This is a genomic window from Lysinibacillus sp. JK80 (assembly GCF_027557635.1).
Taxonomy (GTDB): domain Bacteria; phylum Bacillota; class Bacilli; order Bacillales_A; family Planococcaceae; genus Lysinibacillus; species Lysinibacillus capsici.
The window spans coordinates 1539253-1557821 of record NZ_CP058997.1 but is presented as its reverse complement, the minus strand read 5'-3'; the positions used below and the strand labels follow the sequence as shown (position 1 = coordinate 1557821).

The window sequence follows — 18569 nt, the reverse complement described above, 5'->3', positions numbered from 1 at the left end:
CCATTCGATAAGAAGGGTCTTTGCTGTTATTGAGTTTTTCGCATAATAAAGCTTAAATGTCTTCCAGCTTGTTTATCTTGACGATAAGAAAAGCCATCGGGACTAAGGAATGTACAGGTTTCATCAATTTGTATTTGATTCACTGGAATACCCGCAAGCTCACATTGCTTTTTGACTGTCTGCTGATTATCAATATGGTATTTTTTCGTTTCTGCATTGTAATACATAAATTCTTCGGCATAACCAAGACTGTGAAATTTTTCATATACATCTGCGTCTACCTCAAATTTCTGCTGACTCAGTGCCATACCGATTTGAACATGAAAGTCCTCAGGTCGACACTGTTCTTCATTCATAAGATGCTGAAACAGTTTGGGTGTTATTTCTTTGACTGTTCCTTGCCATCCCGAATGAATCACACCGACGAGTCCATTCACAGCATTATAAAAAATAACGGGCACGCAATCTGCTGTAAAACTACATAATAGTAAGTTAGGCTCAAGTGTATAAAGCGCGTCTGTATTCTTCACCGCTGTATCCATTTGCGCAGCTCCTCGTCCTTGATCGGCTAATGTGACTTTATGAAAGTTCGCACTATGTGTTTGCTCTGTACAAATAAAATTTTGTAAATCACAGTTCAATGTCGCAGCTAAATGCTGACGATTGTTAATGATAGCTTGAACATCATGGCAACTATGCAAAGCCATATTATTGTGTTCAATCTCCATCTCATCTTTTAAGGTCGTTCCTGCGATAAATTGCTCATTATCTATATACATTTTTATTTTCATTTAATCACCTCGTTTTACTATATAGGATCGCTTGTGGAATGTATAGGTTGCCGTTTTTTACTATTTCGCACTCTTTTACCCGTCTATCAAACTTTTAGACATAAAGAATCGATTTCCTCATATAGTAGAAGGAATGCTAGAGAGGGGGAGAGCGTGAATGTTGAGTGAACAAGACATATTATTAATTTGCCAAGTAGGAATGGGTCTTTTTTGGATTTTTACATATATACTTGTTATTTACAAAGGATGGCAAGATAAAACCTATGGCATGCCTATGGTCGCTATTTGTGCCAATATTTCATGGGAATTTATCTTTGCCTTTTTCTACCCACAAAATGACCTGCAACGCTATATTACGCTGATTTGGTTTGTATTGGATGTCTTTATTTTGATGCAATTTTTACGTTATGCTCCAAATGAATATCGAAAGATGCTATCAAAAAAGCTATTGTATTTCTCCTTTTTGATCACGTTAATCTTTAGCATGCTGATCATTTTAGGTATAGTCTATGAATTTCAAGATTTCGAAGGAAAGTACGTAGCATTCTTTCAAAATCTTATGATGTCAGGTCTATTTATTGCTTTACTCTTGCAAAGAGGGAATTTAGCTGGTCAATCCATGGGGATTGCAGTTTGTAAGATGGTGGGTACATTATTTGCAGCGGTAGGCTTTTATCTATACTTCCGCACACCTTTAATTACCATTATTTCTGTAGCAACGCTCTTTTATGATTGGCTCTATATTCTCTTAATTTATCGATTACAGCGTAAGCAATTAGCAAAATAGGATATTTTGTGCAGCAATTGATCACTGAATCTATTAGTAATGTATGCCAATTACAAACATATTGCAACTTGATGACAATTCCAATGGGAAAGAATAGCGAGAGAAAGGGCTTTAACCAAACATATGGCGAGCTTGTCATACAATTGTAAAAATCCTTCCAAATATTTTGTGATGATTATGGCTCAGAAACTATTTACGATAATGGTAGAGCAATTAGGAAGGGTGATTAACATGTTTAAAAAAATAAAAAAAGTAGCACTAGCTTCAGTAGTAGCAACTTCATTATTAGTGCCAGTTGCGGCAATGGCCGCCGAATCCTATACAGTGACATCTGGTGATACTCTATGGAAAATAGCATTAAAAACAGAAACGGGTGTACAGGAATTAATTGATGCCAACCCACAACTCGCTAACCCAAATCAAATTTCTCCAGGTCAAAAAATTAACGTCCCTGTAAAAGAACAGGCAACAGTTGAACAAGAGGTTGTGAAACTTGTCAATGCAGAACGGGCAAAAGCAGGTCTTCCAGCATTGCAAGAAGATTGGGAGCTATCAAGGGTTGCTAAATATAAGTCGCAAGATATGCAGGATAAAAATTACTTTGACCACACAAGTCCAACGTATTGTACACCTTTTACCATGATGAAAAACTTCGGTATTACGTATAAATCTGCTGGTGAAAATATTGCGAAGGGCCAACGCTCCGCACAGGAAGTTGTAACGGACTGGATGAACAGTGAAGGACACCGTGCCAATATCCTTAATAAAAGCTACACACATATTGGTGTAGGCTATGTACAGGAAGGTAATTACTGGACACAAATGTTTATTCAAAAATAAAAAAAGAAAGAGTATCTATTGGCTTTTGTGATAGCTAGTAGATGCTCTTTTTCGCGTAAAATTCTAAAGTATACCGTATTGGAAGCGTATATTACTTCTTCTAGAATTAATCCCCCTAAATCATTAAAAGGTTAATTAAGTACAAGAATACACATCAAACTATCTTTAGATATGTCAGGCTAAGGATAATGTAGCGTGTTTTTGCTATCTTGACAAATAAAAATAACCAAAAAACAACACACTATGAGCAATAGACGAATAAGATGTCTCTGTAGTATGAAGATAGAGGTGGTGTTTATGGTTGAAAAAGAAGTGGTTAGCTACATGTTGCGTTATCTGTATGACGGGTCTCGTAGGTTGTGAAAAAACAGCAGTCTCTGATAACAAGCTAGAACAAGAAATTCAACAACGTGAGGAAATACAGCAACCTGTTACATATGAACAAGAACAAATGATTGATCCTATTGTAGAGGTTGTTGATCCAACTACGAGTAAGGTACTTAAAACAATATCTCCAAAGGAATTTGGCTTCGATACGGACCCACAAGCCTATCAAAAGCATATCGAACAATTAGCAAGGGAATGGGCGAGAGGAACGGACACATCAAATGGCTATGATCAGCGTATGATGCTTGATCGATTGGATGAAAACGGGCAAGTGATCAAGGGGAAGCCGCAAATCATTTTAAAGGAAAGTGAGCTAGTGGAGCGTATTATCGAAGCTTCTGCGACTGGCGGTCAGGTAGAAATGCCGCTCTATATAACAGAAAGTGGCTATTATTTTGAGGATCTTCCTTTATTAGAGGAAGTGGTTGTTGCATCTTATACAACTTATTTCAATCGTGCTGATTTAGGAAGAAATAAAAATATTGAGCTCTCTGCTAGAGCCATTCATAATGTGATTGTAGGCAGTGGCGATTATTTTTCTTTTAATACAATTGTAGGTCCAAGAGATGAGGCAAATGGCTATCAACCCGCACCTGAAATTATTAATAAGAAGGTAGTCATGGGAATTGGTGGTGGAATCTGTCAAACTTCTTCAACCTTGTTTAATGCAGTTGACCAAATTCCCATCAAATATGTCGAGCGCCATCATCATTCGTTAGATGTAGGATATGTCCCAAAAGGAAGAGATGCTACGGTTTCTTATGATACGTTAGATTTTAGGTTTCAAAACTCAAATGATGTACCATTTTTAATTAAGGCAAGTTATGGAGAGAATTCTCTAACAATTGAAATTCGAACGGCAGAAAAATATGTAGAATTATTGAAAAAACCATAATGTTGTAAGGAGACACCACTGGACATTGGTGTCTTTTTTCGGATCGCATGATATAGTTAAATTGATACAATTCAGAAAATTTTAGGGGGAAAAGACAATGCATCCTAAACTACAAGCAACGATTGATTCGATTGATTTATACCAAGCAACTTACCCAGAGGATGCTTGTGTCATCGTGGCAGATACGGAAAAAGTGCTTGCCTACAAACCAGGAAAAAAGGTTGACTTAAAAGTTGGGGTTGGTGACCCAGTACATAAATATCGAGGTACAGCAACAGAAATAGCGTTAAGTTCAGGAAAATTTGTGAAAGAGGAGCGTAGCGCAGAAGGTTTTGGTATGGCCTATATCGCCTCTGCCCAGCCTATTTTTGAAGGAGGACGTATTATTGGCGTAGTAAGTGCCATTATTTCCAACGAAAAAATGGATAGTATGCGTCTATTGGCAACTGAGCTTTCGAGTGCTGTAGAAGAAATGACAGCTACAAATGAAGGATTAGCCACTGCCAGTAAGGATGTATCCAATCGTTTGGAAGAGCTATCTAATTTCGCGGAATCGATGACAGGCGATATTGAACAAATTAATGTGATTGTCCATTTAGTAAAAGATTTAGCTATGAAATCGAGAATTCTTGGTCTAAACGCATCGATAGAAGCAGCACGTTCAGGTGAGCATGGGCGTGGCTTTGCGGTGGTCGCTTCTGAAATACAAAAAATGTCCCAGAGTAGTACAGAAAGTGCTGATAGCATAACTGTGCAACTAGAAAATATTAAACAATCCATCGATCAGGTCAATGCATCAACAAATCAAATTGCTGCGTTTACACAGCAGTTTGCTGCGAGTATGCATGAATTAACAGATGCCTACAAAGGGGTTAATAGTACAGCAGAAAAGCTAATGCAAATTAGTGACATCAAAGGATAGGCATATAAAAAGGATAATAGACAAGTGCTATTATCCTTTTTCATGATTAAATGATCTCTAAAATTTCCTGTGGTGTAGAGACACTGTATTCTGGTTCGTCATTTTGCACGACTTCTTTGGCATCATAGCCCCATTCCACCCAAATAATTGGTATACCGGCTTTCTTACAAGCAACAATATCCCTTTGCTCGTCTCCAATGTATACGACGTTAGACGAGTCGACATTTGCTTCCTTTAAAAACTTTTTCATTACTTTGTCCTTACCAAAAATGCGGTTAGAGCAAAGTACATCTGCTACACAATGAATACCGTTCATTTTAAGAAATTCTAAAATATTCTCTTTAGAGTTTGAGGAAATAATCAGGATTTTATAGCCTCTTTTATCAATCTCTATTAATAGTTCTTTCATTCCTTCAAAAAGATGAACATCATTTAATGATTGACGATACAATTTATAAAATTGCGGTAAAATCATAGGCAACTTATACATTGGAAAGTCGAATAATTTACTGCGTTCTGAAATTGATAATTTTTTTAATGTATCAATTTCCTTTAATTCAATGCCTTTAAATTTATATTTTTGGGCTAAAGTATTCCATGCTGAGGCAAACACAGCAGTAGAATCTGCAAGCGTCCCATCAAAATCAAAGATAATATGCTTCATTGCAAACTTTCTCCTTTTTCATCTCGTTGTATTGACGTTCTATGCTAAAAAATGTTACATGGAATGGGCATCTAGTATTCTTGAAATAACAACCATTTTGAGCGTACGTAAACATCTTATGGTAAATATTATCAGAAAATACGGCGATTGCAATGAAAATAGTACAACAAAAGGAGGTGTCTCAAAAATCCATTGAGACACCTAGACATTATTGTGTTTTATGATAGGTACTGGTAATTTTTATAAAAGTTTTTCTGTTTTTTCGCGTGTTTGAATTAAATAAAAGGCATTGATGCAGGCGGCAATCGGAATAATCAATGCAATGCCGATTCCTGCACAAAAAATGGTTGTCATTTCGGCACTAAAAACCTTGGAGTTAACAATTTCCCCAATCGAATAGGAGAGGTCCTTGAACCAGATTAATAAGCTTAAATAGCCACCAAAGAAAGCAAAAAATAACGTATTAGTATCGGTTCCTAATATATCTCTTCCTATGCTTAAGCCAGCTGTAAATAATTTTTTTCTACTCATCGAAGGATTGCGATAAAAAATCTCATGCATAGAGGTAGCGATGGAAATGGCTACATCCATAATGGCACCAATCGTACTCATAATGATGACTGATGCACCAATCTGCACAAAATTAACACCAATGTAGAGAGAAAAGATGCTGATTTCTTCAGTTGATTCTTCGCCAAACCCTTGGATCATCGACTTTTCCGTTACAAAGGTAATAAAGAGTAGTAACATACCTATCGTCACCATCGTCGAGATAAAGGCTGTAATGGTTTTACTGTTTGTTTTATTGATATAGAAAAGACTAATACAGCTAATGACCGTACAGGCAATAAACGTCAAGATGATGGGGCTATTTTTAGGGTTTGTCATTAAAAAAATGGTGACAAAGAGCACACCAAAGTTTAGGAATAAAGAAAGAAATGAGCGTATCCCCTGTCTACCGCCGACAAGTACCATTAACACGAATAATATAACTGCTAATAAGACGACAACATTCATCCTTGAACCCTCTTTCGATTAATGAAAAATATAGCGGTATACTGACTGATAGGAATCGTAAGGACAACACCAATACCCCCTGCTAAGGCACGGGCTAATTCTAATGAAAGATTTAAGGACAATGTAAGCCCTAATGTGGAAGAATTTTTTAAATAGAGAATAATCATAGGTATGGAGCCGCAAAGGTAGGCAAAGAATAAGATACTTGTAATGGTACCCATAATATCTTTACCGATTTCATGTCCCGAAGATTTCAGAGCCTTGACAGAGATTGTAGGATCTTGCTCGTATAAAGCAAAAATTGAGGAAGCCATTGTAATAGAAACATCCATTACTGCCCCAAGTGAGCCAATAAATAAACCTGCCATAAAGACGGTACGATAGGGACGTGTTAAAAATTGCATTTCTTCATAACGAAGACCATTTTCACCTGTCAACCACATTACAATAGAGCTTATGATAAGCGCTATAACAGTGCCTAAAAGTGTGGACACGATGGCTACATATGTTTTTGTATGCAATCCACTAATAAGTAGTAGCGAAATAATCGTAAATAGCAGGGCGCAAATGCCGCTGACTAATAACAGGCTTACGCCCCCATGCTTCACATAAAGATCTAATGCGAATGATAAAATCACAGCATTGACACTCAAACTAATGATAGAAAATAAGCCTTGTCTTTTACCTACAATAAGTAGGGCAAAAATAAAAATCCATGCAATCATTACCATGGTTTGATCTCGTTTTAAATCGAGAATGGTTCCTGTTAAAACAGATTGTGTTGTGCGATCATCTAGCGTGACAAAGATTTCATTGCCTACATGGTATTCTTGATCAAAAGCACCAGACGAAGAATAGTCATTCGTCAAATGAATGGATTGCCCCTTATGCTGACCATTTTTGATAATGGCCATAATCTCCTGTGTAAACAAAAAATCCTCATTTTCATACATATCTGTCATCGGTTCTGATGCTGTTACATCCACTTGCGTTATTTCCGCTATCGGTCGATCATAAAATTGTTCGTTATGATGTACGAAAACGATCGAAACCCCACAACAGAGTGCTAATAGGGTATAGAAAATAGCTTGTTTAAAAGGTATATTTTTAAAAAATGTCAAGTAAATGACCTCCAAACTGCTAGACTGAATAGTCACTTGTAAAGGAACGTTTTTTTGATTAAGAAGTTCCATAAACAGGTTAAATGTCATCATTTTAATAACATCTTTTACATTTTTCAAGTCGAGTCAAAGCTGTTTAAAATTTATGCTTCGAAAAAAATTTAAAAAGAAGGATGGATAATATAATAAAATAGTGTTATCGTAAGACTAGCTAAATAAAAATATTCTTCGGGGTAGGGTGAAATTCCCGATCGGCGGTGATGAAGCAATTCAAAGTCCGTGAGCGCAAGCTGATTTGGTGCAAATCCAAAACCGACAGTTACAGTCTGGATGGGAGAAGGGTAAAAATGCGAACTTTTTAAATTGATTCTAATTTAGAAGGTTTATTTGACTATGCATTTATTACAAAACTTCCCAATCATCTTGTGGGAAGTTTTTTTATTTAGCTACAATCGAATAGAAGATGTTCTTCGGGGTAGGGTGAAATTCCCAATCGGCGGTGATGAAGCAATTCAAAGTCCGTGAGCGCAAGCTGATTTGGTGCAAATCCAAAACCGACAGTGATAGTCTGGATGGGAGAAGAACGAGTGAGATGACAGTCTATGAAAAAATTGTTTTCAAATAGGCTTATTTGTTGATGTCTTATACTCCCAAAACCCCTTTGATGTAAAGGGGTTTTTATTTTTTATTGCTAACGAGAGAAGGGAGAAGGATAAGGCACAAAAATAGGTAGATCAACTTTAAAAGTTAAGGATAGAAGTGCTAATAAAGTAGAGTAGGTGATGGAATGTTTACAGGACTTGTAGAGGATATTGGTATCATAAAAGCCTTGCAAAGTGATCGGGACAGTATGAAAATTACGGTTCAATCAGCCAAGATAACGGAGGATGTCAAGCTTGGTGACAGTATAGCGGTCAATGGAGTTTGTTTAACGGTGACAAATTTCACACAACAGCAGCTTACGATGGATGTTATGCCTGAAACAGTCAAAGCAACAAATCTACAGCAGCTGGCAATAGGTGATTCTGTTAATTTGGAGCGTGCCATGCCTGCTAATGGGCGATTTGGTGGCCATTTTGTTGCTGGTCATGTTGATGGAGTCGGCAAAATTTTGCGAAAACGTCCAGTAGCAAACGCTGTATATATTGATATCGAAATGTCAGAGGAGCTAACCAACTTTTGTATTCCAAAGGGTTCCATAACAATTGATGGCACAAGCTTAACCCTTTTTCATGTTGAAGCCAATAGTGTCACAATTTCACTTATTCCTCATACTTACAAAGAAACCGTTTTAGGTATGAAGAGGGTTGGAGCAATCGTTAATATCGAAACCGATTTAGTTGGAAAATACATTATAGGGCAATTAAAAAAGGGGCAAACAACACCAGCTATTACAAGAGATTATTTAGCACAACATGGTTTTTAAATCACAGAATAGGAGTTGATCATCGTGCTACATTCAATTGAAGAAGCCATAGAGGATTTAAGGCAGGGCAATATGATTGTGGTGGTTGATGATGAGGATCGAGAAAATGAAGGAGATCTTCTGGCACTCGCTGAATTCATCACACCAGCAACAATCAACTTTATGGCAACCAATGGTAGAGGTTTAATTTGTACGCCGATTTCGCAGCAGCTTGCACAAAAGCTAGATTTATATCCAATGGTTCAGCACAATACAGATAACCATCAAACCGCATTTACGGTAAGTATCGATCATGTAGAAACAACGACAGGGATTAGCGCCTTTGAGCGTGCGCTAACGATACAAAGAATGATAGAAAAGCAAGCTAAGCCAACTGATTTTCGTCGACCAGGCCATATTTTTCCGTTGATTGCGAAAGAGCAAGGCGTGCTGGAACGGAGAGGGCACACGGAGGCCACTATTGACCTAGCGAAGCTTTGTCATAGCGTACCTGCAGGTGTTATTTGCGAAATTATGGGTGATGATGGGCATATGCTTCGGTTTGAAGAACTAACAAATTACGCTGCACATCATGGCTTAAAAATGATCTCGATAGAAGCATTGGTTGCTTATCGTAAACAATTATCCACTAATAAAACTAAAATTTCTATGTAAAAAGGAGAAGGAACAATGGGTCAAACATTTGAAGCACAATTAATTGGAACGGATTTGAAAATTGCAGTAGTAGTGGGTCGTTTTAATGAGTTTATTACTAGCAAATTATTGGATGGGGCAATGGATGGTTTAACTCGTCATGGGGTTGATTCTGCATCTATTGATGTTGCATGGGTGCCAGGGGCTTTTGAAGTTCCTTTTATAGCAAAACAACTGGCAGAAACAAAGAAATATGATGCTATTATTGGTTTAGGTACTGTTATTCGTGGCTCTACAACACACTATGACTATGTTTGTAATGAATCAGCAAAAGGCATTGCCAATGTGTCATTGTCAACGAATGTACCTGTTATTTTTGGAATTGTTACTACTGAAAATATTGAACAGGCAATTGAACGTGCAGGAACAAAATCTGGTAATAAAGGCTATGATGCGGCAATGTCTGCAATTGAGATGGCAAATCTAAAGAAAATGATTGGATCAGGACAATTTGAATAGTCTTCACAACATTCGTTTCTTTGAATATTTTGAACAACCATGGGAAAAATATGCTTAAGTGTATTTATTGAAGGTGATTGTTTTCATAAATGTACTAATCTTGAGCTGGCTCAGTAGGAGATGAGAAGTATTTCATCAATGGAACAAATTAATTTGAAAATGTTGAAATCACTATTTCAACGCTCTGCTGATGTGATTTTCCAACAATATAATTTTCAGCAATATACAGTACATTTGATAACTTGTGATGCAATGGTCAATGAGCAAATACTTCAAACTGTGGTTGTTCAACGTGTTCAATCTTTGTTATGCAATGTCACGGAGGACATGCTAGAGGAAGAAATTGAACAGCATTTACACATTCCCTATTTACAAAAGATTTTATCGAAAGAAGATACGGTAACTAGGGTCTATAAAGGCCATGTTTTACTGTATTTTGAAGAAAATCAATTACTTTATTCTAGTGATATTTCAAAAAGACCCAATCGAGAGCCTGGGGAAACAACATTAGAACTAGTAGTAAAGGGACCTAGAGATGACTTTATTGAAGATGTTTTTATTAATATTGCTTTATTAAGAAAACGATTACCGACTAATTCTTTTAGTGTAGAGACATTAGAAATTGGTAAGCGTTCTAAAACAACCGTAGCCATACTATATATGGAAGACATTGTGAATTTAAATATGCTGGAACAAATTCGACTTCAATTACAAAAAATTGACACGGATATTGTTATCAATGGCGACTTATTAATGGAAAAAATTGAAAGGACAGCGACAATTCTTCCAAGACATGATTATACAGGAAGACCTGATTTTGCTATGCAGGCCTTAATTAGAGGAAGAATACTCTTAATGATTGATGGTGTGTCCTATGCCATAATTACACCTACAAATATTATGTTGCTCTTTAAATCAGCAGAGGATAATGAGTACCCAATCATCGTTAGTTCGATGGAACGATTACTCAGAATTGTCGGGATATTAATAAGTATGCTACTGCCAGGTTTTTGGCTTGCATTGACGACTTATCATCAAGAACAGCTTCCATTTCTTCTACTTGCTACGGTTGTAGAATCGAGGTCAGGATTGCCCTTTCCAACCATTCTAGAAATTTTAATGATGCTATTTATGTTTGAATTGTTTCGAGAGGCTAACTTGCGCCTTCCTAGTGCAATCAGTGGCTCAGTTAGTGTGGTAGGGGGACTAATTATTGGGGATGCAGCGATTAAAGCAGGTGTTACAAGCCCCTCAATGATAGTTGTGATTGCCATTTCTAGTATCGCTGCATTTACATTGGTCAATCAATCCTTTGTGACGGCTATGAGTATTTTTCGATTAATCATTATTATGGCTTCGGCGTTTTTTGGATTATTTGGTTTTTTTATATCCGTGTTTTTCATCCTTTTATACACTGCGAATATGAGAGTCTTGGGAGTGCCGTATGTAAATTTTAGTGCTGATTTTGAAAAGGGCAATATACGTAAGTCGTTATTGAGACTTTCTCCAAAGGGCTATAGTAAACGACCTACCTTTCTAAAGCCGCAAGATCAAACACGGACTTCAAGTAAAAAATAAGCATATTGTGATGAGATCAGGTATTGTCGATACCTGATCTTTTTTTGATACCTTTGCTTTAGTGGTTTTTTCAATTTTCCATTTAAATAGGAAATGAGACATAAAAAGTTATTACTTATCTTTTTAGTTTACTTTCTTGTCAAGGATTATTAAACTATTTGTTACAGTGTGTAATTTTGGGTATGAATAAAATAAAAATTGATTTTGTGTTTTAATTTATGTAGGATATACAAGCAATGTTTGCTTTACAAACAAAAAATAGAGTTAATTATAATATAATAATATTCTAGAATATTTATAGATGAGGAAGTACCGTTTTTTATGAAAAATAGAAAAATAAAACTAATATTAATTCTATCAACGATTTTATTATGTTTGTTTACAAGTTTAAACATCTTTACATCCTATGTAAAAATAAAAAAGACCGTTGAAGAGTCGATTGCCAATCAAAGCTTAGAGGCAGCCCATTCTATTGCTGCATCCATAGATACGGATTCCTATCAGCAATTTTTAAATAATCCACAGGAAAATGATTATTATTGGAAAGTAAGAAATTATTTAAACGATGCAAGGATAAAATTAGGTGCACTATTTGTTTACACCTTAAAGGTGGATAATCCTGAAGTATCTATAGCCATGATTACAGGGATGCCAAAAGAAATGAAAGAGGGCTTCGGTATTGGCGTGGTTTGTACTGTCCCTGCAAAGCATGTTGAAAAGGCCTATAATGGTGAAACCTATGTTACAGAGGTAATTCATGATTCTGAACATGGGTCTTATTTATCTGTTGGTGCACCCATCAAAGATGATAATGGAACAATTATCGGGTATTTAGGCATTGACATTAGTGCAGATACGCTAAATGGTATTAAGGGTAAAGTCATTGAAGACAACCTATTTAATTTTATTTTTAATGGTGTACTTATTTTAATTGTCATCGGTTCTTTTTTATTTTTACAAAGATGGTATCAAAAAGAGGTAGCGAAGGAAGTTGGCGCTACAGAGGACACATATCTAGCAGAAATCAAAACATTGATTACTTCGGTGTCGTCCCTACGTCATGATTTTACGAACCATATCCAAGTGTTACATGGTTTATTACAATTAGAAAAAACAGATCAGGCGAGACAATATTTATCCTCACTATCAAAAGAAGTTCAGGCGATCAAGTCATTAAAATTAAATATTGATCATCCAGGTTTGTCCATCTTATTGCAAACGAAGAAATTAACGGCTCAAAATCACCATATTGATATGGATTTTACGCTTTCTCAAAATGACTTTAATAAGATTAAAACGACAGATTTAATCAAGATTCTATCCAATTTAATTGATAATGCGATTGATGCTGCTGTTGAATTACCTGAGGAACAACGTAAGATTAAGATTTGCTGTACAGCAGATGAATCACAGTATGAATTTAAAATTACCAATACTGGGCCAAATATTGCGAATCCCGATCACATATTCAAACAAGGATTTTCAACGAAAAAACATGAGAATGGTAGACTAAGAGGGCAAGGCTTATTTATTGTCAAAGAAATTGTCACTAAATATAATGGTCATATTTCAATTGATTCATCAAAACATTTAGAAACGACTGCTATTGTCAGAATTCCAATAAAATAACAGAAAAAAAGCTTCCTACAAAAAGTTGTGGGGAGCTTTTTTCTATGTACAGTACATACATTACAAAGTAGAAAGTGATATGATGAAGGAGATGAAGAAAATGGAAAAGGGTCTCCTAGCGTTATTGAGAAAAGGTGGGCTAACTTTATATGCAAGACACGGAACAGCAACTATTGGTGTAGATCAAGCATATGGTACATTTCAAAGTTGTCAAAATCAACGGAATTTATCCGATCAAGGTCGTAGGGAGGCAATTTATTATGGTCAAATGCTACGCTATTGGCAAATTCCCATCCTTTCCACCATCACTACCAGTCCTTTTTGTCGCACCATTGAAACAGCACGTTTGGCATTTCCAAACAGCAATCTCCAAATTGACCCCTTCTTGTTTGAAATCTTTATGTTAGGTGGCAATCTTCCTACAGTAGTGCAAAGCAGTATATTAACGATTTCTACATCGATGCTGGAAATCATTCCTCCTGAGGGCATAAACAACATAATTATTGGGCATAGCTTTCCAAGAAATGTGGGGCTGGGCATCATTTCGAATATGGGGACGGTTGTCATAAAACCTAAAGGTCAAGGACATGGTTATGAGATTGTGAGAAAACTAACCTTAGAAAATCTAGCAGCATTAGATTCCATTTGAAAAGAGGGATTGTATGAAGATTAAAACAGTTGCACAATGTACATTAGATGAAGTATTGAAAGCATGGAACAAAGGCTTTGAAGGTTATTTTATTGAAATTAATATGACAGCAGAAATGTTTTTACAGCGACTAGTGGGGGAAGGCTTATCTTCTGAGCATTCTATTGTCGTTTTTGATCAAGAGGAACCGATTGCCATTGTGATGAATGGCTTTCGTACCATCGATGGCCAAAAAACAGCTTGGAATGGTGGGACTGGTATTTCTCCAGCATATCGTGGTAAGGGTGTCTCGCGCATATTAATGGAGGAAACCCTAGCTATCTATAAGCGAGAAAATGTAGAATTGGGTACGTTAGAAGCCATTAAGGAAAATCAGGTAGCCATTGCCTTGTATGAAAAATATGGCTATGTGGTTGCCAATCAATTACTATTTTTAAGCGGCGAGTATGAAGCCAAGGTAACATCTACAGTAGCCCTTCATATAGCGACCATTCGCCCAGAGCAGCTAGCACATCTATCTTTCTATCGGGAAAATGTTCCTTGGCAGTGTAACTGGCAGAGCGTGAAGCATGGGGAAGCAAAGGTGTTTTATAATGATAACCATGAACCACTTGGCTATATGCTATACAAAACATTGTGGAATGAATATGGTGAGGTGGAGCGTATTCTACTTTATCAAATGGTGATACTAGAGGAAAGTAATGTAGAGTTAATAACACAGTTTTTAGCAAGTATTACAACACATAAAGTCCATTTGACGACAGTGAATTTCTTAGCGAGCAATCCAGCAACGAGCTATTTGTTAAAGCATGGATTAAAGGTGACAACAGAGCAGGTACAGATGACAAAGCAACTATAAGCCAGGCTGTCGTTCAGTATACAAATTAATAAAGAGTGGAAATAGAGCGACGTATGTAAAAAGCAGAGGGAAAAGTAATTACAAAACAACAAGGGCTCCTTATGGTACATGAAGCGCCATAAGGAGTCCCAGCTATGAAAAAATAATTGACCTATTGATTAATTTGAGGGTCTTGGGGTGCCTCATTATTGTTATTATCAGGAGATTTATTGAGTTGCACCGAATTATTGGATGTGTTCGATAGCGAAGAAGTTCCTTTCGCCAAAGTCAGAACCTTAGCAACATATTCTGTAGATGAATCAAGTTGATTACCAAATGCATCTACTGGTATGCTTAGCGCTTGGCTGACGTTAGAGAGATTATTCGGATAAATTCTGGTGCTATTTGGATTGCTAATAGCATCCTCCAATTTGAAACTATCTGCTTTATCCTTAGGTAACATAAACACTCTATACTCCGTTACGCTTTGACCATTTTTGACATCAAAGCTAATGTTTATATTGTTATATTTATATCCGTCGCCCTGAAGACTGAGTGTTACTTTCTCCACTGATCCAGGAGCTGAAAGGTCTTCCAAAGCAATGTAGGAAGATGGGTAGGATAAGCTATACATTTCCTTAGAATTTCCACCACCTACAGACAAGATGTATACGCGATATTCTTGGCCATTCGTTATAAGTCTTCCGTCTGTATCTCTACTATTAGCCCCTAATTTCACACTATACTGGCCTTTACTCCAACCTGTATAATTAGTTGCTCTAATAGCTGTATTCAGATCAAAGTCATTTGCCTTTGATGCGGGCACAACTAGAATACGGTAACTATCTATATTTGATTCATCAGAAGGTTTTGTAAACGAAATCTGTAGATCTCGACCATCTCCATAATCACCAACATCGCTAACATTAATATTGCTTACTGCCTGAACAGCTTTGCTTTTACTAATTGTAATCACAGGTGAAGGAGAGGATAAAGCGTAGGCATTTAAAGAGTTACCATTGGCAACAGTCAGTACATAGACGCGATAGCTAGTTCCTTCTGTAATAAAATTACCTCGTACATCCCTAATCCCATCCAATGTTCTATTTGCTGCTAAATTTCCACCTTTGCTTTCTGTGATGTAATAAGAGCTACTATTGGCTTGTGAAAGATTAAAGCTACTGTAATATGCAGTTGGTACCATTAAAATCCGATAATGATTAACATTCGATTCATCTGTAGGCTTCGTGAATGTTACTTGCACATCACGGCCATCCCCTTTATCATCGATATCTGCAACATTCAAATTAGTTACAGCTTGCACAGTGAAGTTCTTAGTTAGTGTAACTGTAGACGTTGCGGCAGTTAGCGCATTGTTTCCTAATGTATTTCCATTGGCAACAGTCAGTACATAGATACGGTAGTTCGTACCTTCTTTAATAGTATTTCCGCGCACATCCCGAGTATTTTCAGATAACGCTTGCTCATATGTGGATTTCCCAGATTTATTAACAGTTGTGTAATTGCTGCTGGATACGCTATTAGCATCCGTTAGACTAAAATTATTGTAATTTGCTGTTGGTACCACCATAATTCGATAGTGATTAATAGGTGCCTCATCAACAGCTTTATTGAATGACACAAAGAGGTCACGACCGTTACCATAATCGCTCACATCGCTGGCAATGATATTCGACACTGAACCCACATTGTTGCTAAGCAGCGAAATCATATTGGAGGCTGAAGAAAGCACATTATTTGCAGAGTTATTAGTTACTGCCATAATAAATACACGATAGCTAACGCCATTTTGAATGGCATAACCGTCAGTATCTTTTGCCCCTGCAGAGAGCACCTGAGTAATATTGCTGCCTGTTTTGTTCACTTGTGTGTAATAAGTGTTAGGTAAACTGTTGGCTTTTGTCAATGTAAAGTTCGTATAGTTGTTAGCTCTTACAACAAAAATTCGGTAAGAGTTAACATTAGATTCATCAGACACTTTGTTGAAGCTAACTCTCAAATCGCGTCCATCGCCAAAATCATTAACATCATCTACTTGTGTAATAGTGGGAGTAGATACAGTAAGCGTTACTGCTAATGAAGCAGGCGAGAGTTTATTCATGCCAGAATTCGTATTACTTACAGACATAACGAACGCTGTGTAGGATTCGTTATTCTTTATAAAGTCACCTGAAGTATCTCGTGTTGAGGAAGACAGAGTTGCTATCAACGTACTGCCGTAGCTTCCTGATTTGTCCACTGTTGTATAATAATTGCTGGATAAATTATTCGCAGTGGTAAGACTAAAATTGTTAGCATCCTTGGTCTTTACTATAAACACACGGTAATTGGAAGTATTGCTATCATTTTGTGGACGAGTAAAGCTAACTGAGACATCACGTCCATCGCCAAAATCGTTAATATCGCTAATCTTCACATTTGTTACCGCTGTAACAGTAGACATGTTTGTTAGAGTAATCTTCGGAGAAGAAGTTGATAGTACGCTAGAATAAGAACCTTTGCCAATGGCAAGTATATAAACCACATAAGACTGATCATTTTTTATGTAGTCTCCGTCCACATCTCGTGAGCTTTGCAATAAAGTTATGGCACGATTCGCATTTGAAGTCGATACCACCGAATAATTAGAAGAGGAGACTTTAAGAGCTGATGACAAATTAAAACTTTTAGAGGCCTTCACAACCATAACCCGATAATGATCTACATATGATTCTGTAGACGATTTAGAGAAGCTAACCTCAAGATCACGCCCATCTCCCTGATCATTCACATCTCGAACTGCCACATTGCTCGCTGGAGCAATACTGATATTACTTGGAGTGTCAGATTTAATAGATACTTGCTGTTTTTCCGAGTTCCAATCAACATCCTGCCCAAGTGCTTCACTGACGAAGCGTACTGGTACCATTGTTCTACCTTTTAATACCTGTGCTGGTACATCAAGCGTTACTGTCTGGTTATTAATAGTAGCTGTCTTTGATTTAATCTTGAGAACTACCGTTGTATCACCTTTTATCCCTGTGACTGTTTGAGTCTTTTGGTCCCAGTTTACGCTTGCATTCAATGCTTCAAAGATCGCTCTAAGTGGTAGCATAACACGTCCTTGAATCATCGCTGGTGGCTGATCGGTTTTTAATTGCACCCCATCCACATTAATTGTGATGGCTTTTGCCGCTTGTGCGGTTGCCGGCTGTAATACTAACGGTACAATAAGTATCACAGCAAAAAGTAAAGTCCATATTTTTTTCATAAATTCCACCCTTCTTCATGCCATTTGATTGACTTAGCATGACATCTAATTTAACGTATGAGCAGCCTAAAAGTTTCACCCTTTTACCTTTTGAAGAAAATTTAACCATCATGCAGTTTTGATACGTATTCTGGCTTACTTTCCTTACAAGAGGATTGAAAAGAGTAAGGGAATTTTGAGTGGATGACCTCACACTATTCGACGTAGGAGATTTGAATAAAGCAGGTTAAATTGAAGTGTTACAATTTACGGGAAGTGCAATTTTCTTAAAATAACTGCACGACTGTATGTATATTACCAACTAAATTTTTTATGACATATTTTTTGTACACTTTCACCAAACTAATGGAAAGGCAGAGGAAGGTGAAGAGATGCAACAACCATTTGATGTGGGTGATATTGTTTATATTTTTTACCGCAATCCACATATTCAAGATGTAACGAATATACAGGAAGCGGCAGTCGTTTATCATCCAGAAAAACCAGAGGAGCTAGCTCTATTTTTATTTGAAACCTATTATCCAATCACGAATGACATGGTAATTTTTGCAAGCGAGATGGCGGCTGAACAGGCCTATCACCAGTATTTTCATTAAGGAGGA

Annotated in this window: 17 protein-coding genes and 2 riboswitches; of the genes, 12 read left to right on the top strand and 5 right to left on the bottom strand. The window is 36.9% G+C overall.

Annotation, left to right across the window (positions count from 1 at the left end; genetic code table 11):
* Positions 1-26: 26 nt before the first annotated feature.
* Complete coding sequence (pgeF, locus tag HXV90_RS08285) at positions 27-791, bottom strand: peptidoglycan editing factor PgeF (RefSeq protein WP_048389906.1); 765 nt, start codon at positions 789-791, stop codon at positions 27-29.
* A 157-nt stretch (positions 792-948) separates the two neighbouring features.
* On the opposite strand from pgeF, the gene HXV90_RS08280 reads away from it, so the two are divergent.
* The 4 genes from HXV90_RS08280 (at position 949) to HXV90_RS08265 (ending at position 4622) form a co-directional block, all read left to right on the top strand.
* A complete protein-coding gene (locus tag HXV90_RS08280; protein ID WP_016995451.1) occupies positions 949-1578 on the top strand; it encodes a transmembrane-type terpene cyclase in 630 nt (209 codons plus the stop codon).
* 231 nt (positions 1579-1809) lie between these two features.
* Positions 1810-2418, top strand: a complete 609-nt coding sequence (locus tag HXV90_RS08275) for a CAP domain-containing protein (protein ID WP_269898795.1) — start codon at positions 1810-1812, stop codon at positions 2416-2418.
* Positions 2419-2719: 301 nt separating this feature from the next.
* The gene (locus tag HXV90_RS08270) at positions 2720-3700 is read left to right on the top strand and encodes a VanW family protein (RefSeq protein ID WP_269898794.1); all 981 of its coding nucleotides are present in this window, start codon (positions 2720-2722) and stop codon (positions 3698-3700) included.
* Between the two features lie 97 nt (positions 3701-3797).
* Positions 3798-4622: a methyl-accepting chemotaxis protein gene (locus HXV90_RS08265; RefSeq protein WP_048389914.1), complete on the top strand. Its 825-nt coding sequence runs from the start codon at positions 3798-3800 to the stop codon at positions 4620-4622.
* A gap of 46 nt (positions 4623-4668) precedes the next feature.
* On the opposite strand, the gene HXV90_RS08260 is transcribed toward HXV90_RS08265, so the two are convergent.
* The 3 genes from HXV90_RS08260 to HXV90_RS08250 form a co-directional block, all read right to left on the bottom strand.
* The gene (locus HXV90_RS08260; protein WP_048389915.1) at positions 4669-5286 is read right to left on the bottom strand and encodes an HAD-IA family hydrolase; all 618 of its coding nucleotides are present in this window, start codon (positions 5284-5286) and stop codon (positions 4669-4671) included.
* A 240-nt stretch (positions 5287-5526) separates the two neighbouring features.
* A complete protein-coding gene (locus tag HXV90_RS08255; RefSeq protein ID WP_269898793.1) occupies positions 5527-6303 on the bottom strand; it encodes a YibE/F family protein in 777 nt (258 codons plus the stop codon).
* The gene (locus HXV90_RS08250; RefSeq protein ID WP_112117694.1) at positions 6300-7424 is read right to left on the bottom strand and encodes a YibE/F family protein; all 1125 of its coding nucleotides are present in this window, start codon (positions 7422-7424) and stop codon (positions 6300-6302) included. The genes HXV90_RS08255 and HXV90_RS08250 overlap by 4 nt, the downstream gene beginning before the upstream one ends.
* A 220-nt stretch (positions 7425-7644) precedes the next feature.
* A riboswitch (FMN riboswitch) is annotated at positions 7645-7770 on the top strand.
* 116 nt (positions 7771-7886) lie between these two features.
* Positions 7887-8012: riboswitch (FMN riboswitch) on the top strand.
* 199 nt (positions 8013-8211) lie between these two features.
* Between HXV90_RS08250 and ribE the strand changes: the two genes are divergently transcribed.
* From ribE to HXV90_RS08215, 7 genes are all read left to right on the top strand, one after another.
* Complete coding sequence (ribE, locus tag HXV90_RS08245; RefSeq protein ID WP_269898792.1) at positions 8212-8850, top strand: riboflavin synthase; 639 nt, start codon at positions 8212-8214, stop codon at positions 8848-8850.
* 24 nt (positions 8851-8874) lie between these two features.
* Complete coding sequence (gene ribB / locus HXV90_RS08240) at positions 8875-9504, top strand: 3,4-dihydroxy-2-butanone-4-phosphate synthase (RefSeq protein ID WP_048390479.1); 630 nt, start codon at positions 8875-8877, stop codon at positions 9502-9504.
* Positions 9505-9519: 15 nt separating this feature from the next.
* Entirely contained in the window at positions 9520-10002 is a 483-nt protein-coding gene (gene ribH, locus HXV90_RS08235; RefSeq protein WP_048389922.1) for a 6,7-dimethyl-8-ribityllumazine synthase, read from the top strand.
* Between the two features lie 138 nt (positions 10003-10140).
* On the top strand, positions 10141-11580 hold the full coding sequence (locus HXV90_RS08230; protein ID WP_269898791.1) for a spore germination protein: 1440 nt from the start codon (positions 10141-10143) through the stop codon (positions 11578-11580).
* A gap of 321 nt (positions 11581-11901) precedes the next feature.
* Positions 11902-13209 (top strand): ATP-binding protein, encoded by a 1308-nt coding sequence (locus tag HXV90_RS08225; protein ID WP_269898790.1) that lies wholly within the window; start codon positions 11902-11904, stop codon positions 13207-13209.
* Between the two features lie 100 nt (positions 13210-13309).
* The gene (locus tag HXV90_RS08220; RefSeq protein WP_066037654.1) at positions 13310-13858 is read left to right on the top strand and encodes a histidine phosphatase family protein; all 549 of its coding nucleotides are present in this window, start codon (positions 13310-13312) and stop codon (positions 13856-13858) included.
* A 13-nt stretch (positions 13859-13871) separates the two neighbouring features.
* A complete protein-coding gene (locus HXV90_RS08215) occupies positions 13872-14717 on the top strand; it encodes a GNAT family N-acetyltransferase (protein WP_066037655.1) in 846 nt (281 codons plus the stop codon).
* A 151-nt stretch (positions 14718-14868) separates the two neighbouring features.
* On the opposite strand, the gene HXV90_RS08210 is transcribed toward HXV90_RS08215, so the two are convergent.
* On the bottom strand, positions 14869-17967 hold the full coding sequence (locus tag HXV90_RS08210; protein ID WP_269898789.1) for a copper amine oxidase N-terminal domain-containing protein: 3099 nt from the start codon (positions 17965-17967) through the stop codon (positions 14869-14871).
* Between the two features lie 371 nt (positions 17968-18338).
* Between HXV90_RS08210 and HXV90_RS08205 the strand changes: the two genes are divergently transcribed.
* The gene (locus HXV90_RS08205; RefSeq protein ID WP_004232790.1) at positions 18339-18563 is read left to right on the top strand and encodes a transcriptional regulator SplA domain-containing protein; all 225 of its coding nucleotides are present in this window, start codon (positions 18339-18341) and stop codon (positions 18561-18563) included.
* Positions 18564-18569 lie beyond the last annotated feature (6 nt).